The sequence below is a fragment of the Anaerosporobacter sp. genome (genome assembly GCF_031551385.1).
In the GTDB taxonomy this organism is placed as follows: Bacteria; Bacillota; Clostridia; order Lachnospirales; family Lachnospiraceae; genus Anaerosporobacter.
The window spans coordinates 1-9304 of the sequence record NZ_JAVBNS010000041.1 but is presented as its reverse complement, the minus strand read 5'-3'; the positions used below and the strand labels follow the sequence as shown (position 1 = coordinate 9304).

Below are 9304 nucleotides of genomic sequence, written 5' to 3'. Positions count from 1 at the left end.
GTATTTCATGTGTAATTCCTCCTTAAAATTAAAAATGATTGGGTAAATTTTAATTCACCCAATCAAGTTCTTGTGTTTTTATATCTTTAGAGCTAACAGTGCCATGATACAATCCGTCTAAAATATGTGATGCATGTGACTTTTTGTTATCCACACTGTAGGCTTCAAAGAGCCAGTATATGCTACAACTTTTGATATTGAATGGAGTTATAGAACCATTCCCGCCAAAACAAATGGCAGACATGAGATTACCAATGTATTCAAAGGAATCTTCACTTTTTTTGTTTCTTCGCTTTTGCTTTTTTAATTCATCGCGAGCATCTTCGATGAGAATACGTCTAGCATTCTCATCTGCTGGTTTAATTCGATTGGAGTAGTCAATTTTATTAATAGACTTCAACCATTCATATAGGTAAACGAAGATATCTTCGTCAATTTGGCATTCCGCATTATTCGTATCATATAAACATGGAGAACCGTCTTCATGTTTTGATAACTCAAAGTTATGTTCTTCAACGATGAAGAAATTTAATGCGGCTTGAATAAATTGTAGTGGATTAATTCCAAGCAAATCATATTGTTGCTTGTTCGTTTGATAATCTCGCTGGTAGTTTTCCCATTGTAAGAGAAATACTTCAAATGGTGATGTTTTTAAGAAATCTTTGCCTAAGTCATCTAGCATTATCATATTTGCATAGGGATCACACATAATAGAATGGACATATTGCCAATAAATTTCTTCGCTGTGAAAACCATTATTTAGCGATAAAATTTCGTCGATTATGGGATGGTGCAGAGTGATACTATTTGTTAATTTGAAGTCATTACCAGACATAATCAGTGCTTTATCAAAGTTTGTGCTCATTATGCAATTCCCTTACTTTCTTTCTGAAATCATCTGTAAATGTAGATGATAAGTTTAAAACGTAATCTACGTTAGTGATATTACTTGTTAAGTTGGATTTCGACTGTTCAGGAGATAAATATTTCGAACTTACTTTTAGTCCAGGAAATAATTTGATTTCAACAAATTTATTTTGGTCACTGAATTTGTCTTTTACCACATCGCCTAATGAACTCAAGATTTTTATGATGTCATTATTTGAGAAACCAGTCATATGATGTATTTCACTAGCAATATCTTTTTGATTATAGTATTTTTTTTCTGCTTGTATTGTAAATCCTCCTTTGGTATAATAACTGCAACAGATTTGTAACTATTCAGGACAACGTCCTTCAAGTTGCGTTATTACAGTCTGAACAGTTACATAGACATTACAACAAAGTAGAAGAGTAGCAACAGCTTAGAAAGCTATCCTCTCCTATGTAACTTTAATTTCGCGCTCATATGAGCCGTAAAGTAAAATCTAGATTTCCGAATGTGCCTTGCTTTTTGTAATTTTATATCCTTTCCCATATAAAATCACATCATTACCACCTTCAGATAGTTGGTTGATTTCTGTTGATGATAATTTAATTGCTTTATTAAAGCTGTCATTACCACATAAATATAGAACTTGTAGTAAAATGTTTTTTATTTGTGTATTTTCTGGGGCTTCTAATGAACTAAGGAGTCGATATAGCGTTGAAAAACCAATCGCTTCCTTATTAATATCTGAAATTAATTGTTGATATAAACTATTCGACTGTTCTTGTTTATCCTCATTCTCCATATCGGATACGAAGATATTATTTCTATCAGTAACATATTTTGTTGTAATGGAATATATTTTATCAATTTGCTTTTGATTTATTCCAGATGTTCGAAACATGGAATTATCTAAGATTGAAGCAAATGGCAGCCAATCCTTCTTGTAAGGATGCTTGATTCGAAATCCATTAATAATAGTATGTAGATAATCCATTGAGGTATTGTATTTGCAATAATTCTTTTTAGCTGGATTGTAGTAGCCTTTTTGTCTTGATAAATGAGAGAAAAAGTGTGGAACTTTCTTTTTATCAGATTCATCGGTTAAAACTTCTTTGTATTTCTCACGAATTTTATCAAGTTCTTTGGAATTATCAATATCAAATTCTTTTTTCGCCTTATCAATTTCAATTCCAGACATAACATCCAATTGGCAGATATCATAATATAAGTCCTTTATATCATCGTAAGTGTTGCCGTGATACATCCTGTCCCAAAGCAAAGAATTCAGTTCCTGTGACAAATTGATTATTTCACCAATTTTATTTACCGATGTTTTAATATCCAAATCTGCTTGCTCATCAGGCGTATAACATCGTTCTACTTTCTTTGCAGAAACGAAAGCAGTAGGTGTTTTAAATGTATTATAGTTTCGTGTTGCAGCTCGGATAAGAATTTCATTATCGCTAAGCAAAATGCTATCACTATCGAAGTCTGCACCAGAAAGCCTCTGTAATACATTTTCACCGATAGAATTAATACAAACAATCTCATTCGTGAGATTAAAATAGCAATCAATTAATTTGTTTTCCTTATTATAAGGTAACCATATATTCCCGATGGTAACATGAGGGGAGCGGGATGCGATTAGAACTTTATTATATTCAAATCGTTCACTGTGTATATTGCCTTTACCAAGTTGACTTTTTCCATTAAACTTACCAATAGAATGTTGTAACATCTCAACTGGATTACCAAGAAGAGTAGAATAGTTTCCGTTTACATAAACATGGCCGTTTTTAAGGTTTTTATAGAAAGCTCTAAGCAAATCAACCATAAATTCTTGATAGTACTTTGTTTCAGAAAAATTATCGTTAAGACACATTAAACTATATACAACATCATTTTTAGTTTTCATTGGGTGCGATAGTAAGTTGATTTCGTCGATATCAGGATATCCAATATAATGCCTTACGACTTCTGGCCTATCACGTAATAACTGGGCGAAGTCTAATGATTCTTGCAGGAATTCTCGTACTTCTTCTTTTGTCATCTGAAGTGTGTTAATGAGCTGATAATGTGTTTGCACTAAACGTCCACCAAAGAAAGGTGTCTTTTTATCATGCTTTACTACACCGAAATTAGGATATAGATGATCGAACCAATGATCAAGAGTATCAAATTTTAGGTATTTGATACTACTTGGGGTAGTAATCAATTTGATATCTTCAATATGTTTCGCGCGTGTTTTTCCATTTAGCTGTGATATCTCTGTGATATGATTGTCTTTAAACCATTGTTGAATATTGCAATTAAAACAGCAAGATTTAAACATTAGATTTCTAAGTAGAACCATTCCGTATTCTTCATATTCACCAAACAAAGAGATATCCATCAAAGATTGCCCATCCCAGATGCTATTAGAGATTTCACAATTCTTTTCTGTTGTTCTTAGCCAACCGTCTTCATTATGTGTTTCGATTACATCTTCCGTGAAAACACTTTCATAATCATCGATAAGCAAAATGTTTTCTGGTGAAATAGGTAAGGTGCCAATAATACTACTTGATGGTAGTGCGATATAGGATTCATAGGCTGCTAAATCAACTTCTTGTCCATTCTTTAATGAGATTCCACCAGAGCTAAATTTAAGTAATGGTTTATATAATTTCTCGTTTATAAATAAGCATTTACCAACACGGGCAGAACCAGACGATCGTTTCATGCGACAATATTTCATGCCATCACATATAAAGCCGTTATTATAAAGTTCTTTTCGTAACTGTGCATTTGTTTTTAGTGTTTTAAATTCTTTTGATTTTTGATATTGCGTTTGTAGCTCTGTAATGGGTTCTGTGCCACTTTTATTCCTAACTTCTATAGTAGTGGTCGAAAAGTAGCTTGGAAGATTGCCGATTACATCATTAACTTTTTCACTGATTTTAATTCCGATTATTTCACCGTCTGTATTTCTTGCAATGCAATCATCAAATTCCAATGTTCTATAATCATAACCAAATTTCACAAAAGTATTTCTGTTCATTTGATTCCAGTCTTTGACGGAATATTTGAATGTGAGATTGATGACATTAACCGAATATAGATGATTTTTTTCTTTGAAAGAAAAGTTGTTGCGTCTGTATTTTTTATAGTAGATATCCAATATCTTTATTAAATCCAAACTGTAATCCAATGTATTAATAAATTTTCGTAAATTATATTGTCCATCTTTAAGTTTTAAACTGTATCCATCAGGATTATCCTCAATATAATGTGCAGACAGATAGATATCTTTACAATCAATAGATGGTATATATATTCCAGTAGTATCCAAGTGATCCCTCCTTATCTAAAGCAACGATTCTCTGCATTAGTTTTGCATTGTTCATCGAATCTTAAATCAGATATAATTCGACTAACCATATTTCCATTACAATTGCAGGTATTAAAATCTGTGGAATAAAGTTTTCCTCCATATGTATTGTGATTGTTTCTTTGTGTAATAAATCTTTTTTCGTTCATGTGCTCTGTTCTCCTTTTAGTGTTGTTATGTTTTTTGATTAGTATCAATACGATATAATTCTCCGTATAAAAAATAATCTTGATAAAATTTCTTGGATGATTGTACCTTGATAATTGAATAGACTTTACACCTCGCTTATGATATACTCATTACATAAAGGGAGTGATTTTAATATGTCATTAACAAATGAAGATTTATTAGCAATATCTCAATTACTTGATGCGAAATTAAAGCCATTAGATGATAGAACAAAGAACATTGAATTATTACTTGAAAACGATATTCTACCTAGAATACAAAATATTGAGTCCTGTTATACATCTACATATAATCGTTATCAAACTGGTATATCTCAAGTAGAGGCGATATAATCTGATATAGATATCATAAAAAAGGTTATTATTGAACACAGCGAAAAGTTACAGCAAATATCATAAATAAAAATAGAGGTGTAAAGTCCATTGAATTACTAAGACTTTACACCTCTATTTTTTTGCGAATTCATAATCAAAAATATGTCGAATGAAATGCGAACAAATGTTCCTTGTATTGTGTTGACACAAACAGATGTTCGAGTTATAATCATAATCAAGAAAGGAAAAATAAAACAAAAAAGAAAGAAGACTTGAATCATCATCGGTGTTGGCGCACCTCCTAAACAAGTCCTCTTTCATTTACAAAATCAAATCGGATGATTTGAAAGACATAGCGGAAAGGCTATGCATAGTTTAATAGTACATATTAAATATGCAAAAGTCAAGTAATAATCCTAAGCAGTTCTGCTAAGTTTTTCCATAAAATAAGTTGTAAATTAGATTTGAATGTTAAAATGTTCATTTTAATATTTAAATGAATATTAGAAAATATTTGTTTATAGGCAATTAGTGTACTTGTACACTATGCATTTTTGATGCAAAACAATTATATGTTTATTATAGTATGATATTGTCAAATACAAATAAGAGAAGTAAGTGATGTGACAGGTAATTGAGAGAATACGGTCATGGACAGTTACTGTATCAATTCAAGGGAGAGGTGGTTAAATGACTGAAACAGAGAGGCAAGAACGATTAGAAGAGTATTGTTTTAATAATATGGAAAAATTAAAGCAAACATGTTATCCGAAGATTTGTAAAATCGGTGGGATATCGCAAAAGGATCATGATGACCTACATAGTATTGCATTAGAAGCATTAAGAGACAGTGTAGAGAGATATAATGATTCACATGATTGCAAGTTTTCTACATTCTTGAATGGGAATATAGAGAGGAAATTCAATACCTATATAAGAAACAAAAATCGTATAAAACGTAATGGATATGAAGATAATCCAATTTCTTTTGTTTCACTAGATACACCAATAGGAGAGGAAGAAAATGCAACACTGAGTGATATTATTCCGTCTGGTTTTAATATCGAAGAAGAAGTATCAAAGAAAATGGGGTTTTCGATTGATGATAAAGTAGAAAAATATCTGAATTCATTATCAGTAAAACAACGGGGTATTGCTGAATTAATAATGGAAGGATATAGACCTTCTGAAATTAAGGAAAAATTAAAATTAACAGAGAAACAATACATATATTACATAAAAGATATGAAAAGTTTTGAAAAATCAAGGGTGTTACGATACATGGGATATGTACGAATTAGGGAGGAAAAAAAGATGAGACAAGAAGTAAATACACAAACATTGGAAAAGAATAAGGATGATAGATTAAGTGTTTTTTCGATAATTAAGAAGATAGATAACTATACGGTTCGGTTCGACCATCCGCTTCAAAGATCATCGGAGCAATGGGACTCAAAGATGAAAGGTAATCTAATTTCAGATATTTTGCAAGGTAATCCAATTCCTGAAATTGTTTTTGCAGAACAGGTCATTAATAACTTGGCAATTGTATGGGATATCGATGGAAAACAACGATGTACGAATGTGCATTCCTATAGATATGATGAATATAGAGTAAATAAAAATGTAACTCGTGGAGATATCTTCTATCAAGCAATTATAAAAGATAAAAATGGAAAGCCTATTCTGGATAAAAATGGATTTCCGCAATCAGAAAAAAGAGAGTTTGATATTAGAGGTAAGAAATTCTCAGAACTTCCAGAGGAGTTACAAGATAGGTTTTTAGATTATGATTTCAAAATTGTACAATATTTAAATTGTTCTAGTGAAGATATTGCTTATCATATAGCAAGATACAATAATGGTAGACCAATGAATGCATCACAAAGAGGAATCACACGAATTGGAGAAGAATTTGCTTCAATAGTTAAGAATATTTCTGCAATGTCATTTTTTAAAGAGTTAGGAGGATACAAAGTATCAGAAGGAAAGAATGGAACAGTTGATAGAGTTGTTGTTGAGTCTGTAATGGCAACAAATTTCTTAAATGATTGGAAAAAGAAGCAGGAAGATATGTGTGAATATATAAAAGAAAATGCGTCAATAGAACATTTTGAATGTTTTGAAGAGATGGTTGATAGAATCACAAATGTAGGGAATGAAGAAGTGTACAATATGTTTGATTCAAAGGATTCCTTTATTTGGTTTGGATTATTTGCAAGATTTGCAGATACTGGATTAGAAGATGAGAAATTTATAGAATTTATGAAGGAGTTTACTAGTGATTTGCATAATAAAGTAGTTGATGGTATTTCTTTTGATGATTTAAATGGTAAATCGACTAAAGATAAAAGCGTTGTTGTCGGTAAAATAATGCATCTGGAAAAGCTTATGCAAGAATATTTACATATTACGAATGAGGAAGATAAAACAGAAGAGATTGCTACATTGAATTTTGTAAAAGATAATGTTGATAAAGACATAACAGAAGAGGATATTAGTGATTACGAAGAAGATCTGCAAACATTTATACATGGTGTTGATGATAAAAGTAAACTGCTAGATGGTCAAAATCATAATTCTATTATTGCTATAATTGCGTACTCATATGAAGCAGAGATACCATTAGATGATTGGTTTATAGAGTTCTTTAATAGAAATAATACCTATATGAGAAACCAGAAAGCAAATTATCTATATATGAAGCAAGATTTGGACAAGTTTCTGAATAAGGAGAAGGAAAGTTATTGTTCAATCCCAAGCATTGCACTACGATGCAAGGCTATGGGCTAATAATGTGGAACAAGCACTGAGATGGCAGTATAATGAAAAATACTTCTCTTTGGTTGATAATCTTATATATAAATGATACAATCTGTTATCAGAGGATAAATGTTATTAAAAAGAGCTAATTTGCCTCATATTACATACAGGGGGAATTCTTGTGAGAGAGAAAGAAAAACACAAAAGAGTATTCGATAAATCAGTAAGTAGGTACTGCCTTTGAATACGAATAGAAGAAAAACAATTTATGATATAGTGATAGGGATATTAGCAATCATAGCGGTAATTATATCCATTATTGATATCAGACAAGGATTGAGTCCTACGCAGTCTATTATCGACAATATAGTCTTTTATGTATTCGTAATAGATTATATTGTGAGGTTTATTATTGCGAAGAATAAAAAAAAGTTTATTAAATCCAATGTGCTAGACCTGATTTCAATCTTGCCATTCAATTCTGCATTCAAAGCATTTAGGCTTATGAAAGTAATGAAAGTATCAAAATTATCTAAACTTTCGAAGTTGTCAAGATTTGTGGCTGTGTTTGCTCGTCTATTAAAACGATGCAAAAACTTTTTTAATACCAATGGATTTAAGTATATAATACTTATTACTACATTTTTTATTATAGTTTGTGCTGTTGGGATGTCATATTTTGAAGGAACATCGTTTAGTGATAGTATATGGTGGTCTTTTGTCACGACAACTACAGTAGGATACGGTGATTTATCACCTACAACTTCGGAAGGACGAATAATCGCAGTTATTCTTATGGTTGTTGGAATAGGATTGATTGGTTCACTCACAAGTACAATAACATCATATTTTATGAAGACAAAAAGAGTTTCAATAAAAGATGAGATTCTGAGTTCTGTTATAGAACGTCTCAATGATTTTGAGTCACTTACTAGTAATGACGTTGATGAGTTATGTGAGATTCTTAAAAAGCTTAAATCATAAATGCCAATCAATCGAAACATTATTGACAACAATATAATTAAGGGTTAGCATAAACAATGTAATGATACAATTTACAATGGACTTTGAAGCTACAAAAATTATTTTTATAAGTTTATACAAAGAAGATAGAAAGCGAGTTTAACAATGGCTTGGAGCAAAACAAAGCAACAATTAGAAAGTTTTATATGTGATGGATTAAAAGAAAGAATGGAATATCGTTCAACTGCATATAAGTATGCACCTGATAAATCGGGGAAATGTTATATTGCAGTAGACAAAAAAGAAGTATTTTCAATGAGTGATGCTAAAGCAATTGTTACATGGTATAAGACAGAGCAAGAAATTAAGAAAGATACAGATATTCAGGTACATGTTACAGAAGAGGAGATACAAGCTGTACGTAAAGAAATGGGAGATGCAATACCCGCAGAGAGATTGGCAGTTATCGCAAAGAATAAAAGACAGTCAGAAGTAGCAAAGCAGATTATGGCTGCACAAACAGCATTAAGCAAATCGGATTTTTATCAAGCTGCAAGTATGTTTCTATCAAGTAGTGTTGATAATTGCATGAATGGTGATGATATTATATTGAATGTGTTAGCATTGGTAGATCGTAGAGTTGGTAAGAAGAGACTTCGTGATTTAAGGTATCGAATGCAGATGAAACACCCAATTGTACAGTACTTTTATAAGCTTCGATGTGAAGCGGAAGGAATCTAAAGTGTTCTGTAAAAGAAGAACAGTGCGGATATAAGAAGTATCATAAGCAATTTACGAATGTTTATAATCAAATGGAACAACAATCAAACGTTT

The 9304-nt window shown here is 31.3% G+C and carries 7 protein-coding genes; 4 read left to right on the top strand and 3 right to left on the bottom strand.

Features of this window, described 5'->3' with window-relative positions; all coding sequences use genetic code 11:
- Positions 1–49: 49 nt before the first annotated feature.
- The 3 genes from RMR19_RS04885 to RMR19_RS04875 form a co-directional block, all read right to left on the bottom strand.
- Positions 50–865 (bottom strand): hypothetical protein, encoded by an 816-nt coding sequence (locus RMR19_RS04885; protein ID WP_310602378.1) that lies wholly within the window; start codon positions 863–865, stop codon positions 50–52.
- Positions 866–1367: 502 nt separating this feature from the next.
- A complete protein-coding gene (locus RMR19_RS04880) occupies positions 1368–4202 on the bottom strand; it encodes a hypothetical protein (protein ID WP_310602377.1) in 2835 nt (944 codons plus the stop codon).
- A gap of 11 nt (positions 4203–4213) precedes the next feature.
- Entirely contained in the window at positions 4214–4390 is a 177-nt protein-coding gene (locus tag RMR19_RS04875; RefSeq protein WP_310602376.1) for a hypothetical protein, read from the bottom strand.
- 174 nt (positions 4391–4564) lie between these two features.
- On the opposite strand from RMR19_RS04875, the gene RMR19_RS04870 reads away from it, so the two are divergent.
- From RMR19_RS04870 to RMR19_RS04855, 4 genes are all read left to right on the top strand, one after another.
- Positions 4565–4762, top strand: a complete 198-nt coding sequence (locus tag RMR19_RS04870; RefSeq protein WP_310602375.1) for a hypothetical protein — start codon at positions 4565–4567, stop codon at positions 4760–4762.
- A gap of 672 nt (positions 4763–5434) precedes the next feature.
- Entirely contained in the window at positions 5435–7537 is a 2103-nt protein-coding gene (locus RMR19_RS04865) for a hypothetical protein (RefSeq protein ID WP_310602374.1), read from the top strand.
- 210 nt (positions 7538–7747) lie between these two features.
- Positions 7748–8491, top strand: a complete 744-nt coding sequence (locus RMR19_RS04860; RefSeq protein WP_310602373.1) for a potassium channel family protein — start codon at positions 7748–7750, stop codon at positions 8489–8491.
- Between the two features lie 144 nt (positions 8492–8635).
- Positions 8636–9211 (top strand): SF0329 family protein, encoded by a 576-nt coding sequence (locus tag RMR19_RS04855; protein ID WP_310602372.1) that lies wholly within the window; start codon positions 8636–8638, stop codon positions 9209–9211.
- The last annotated feature ends 93 nt before the right edge of the window (positions 9212–9304 follow it).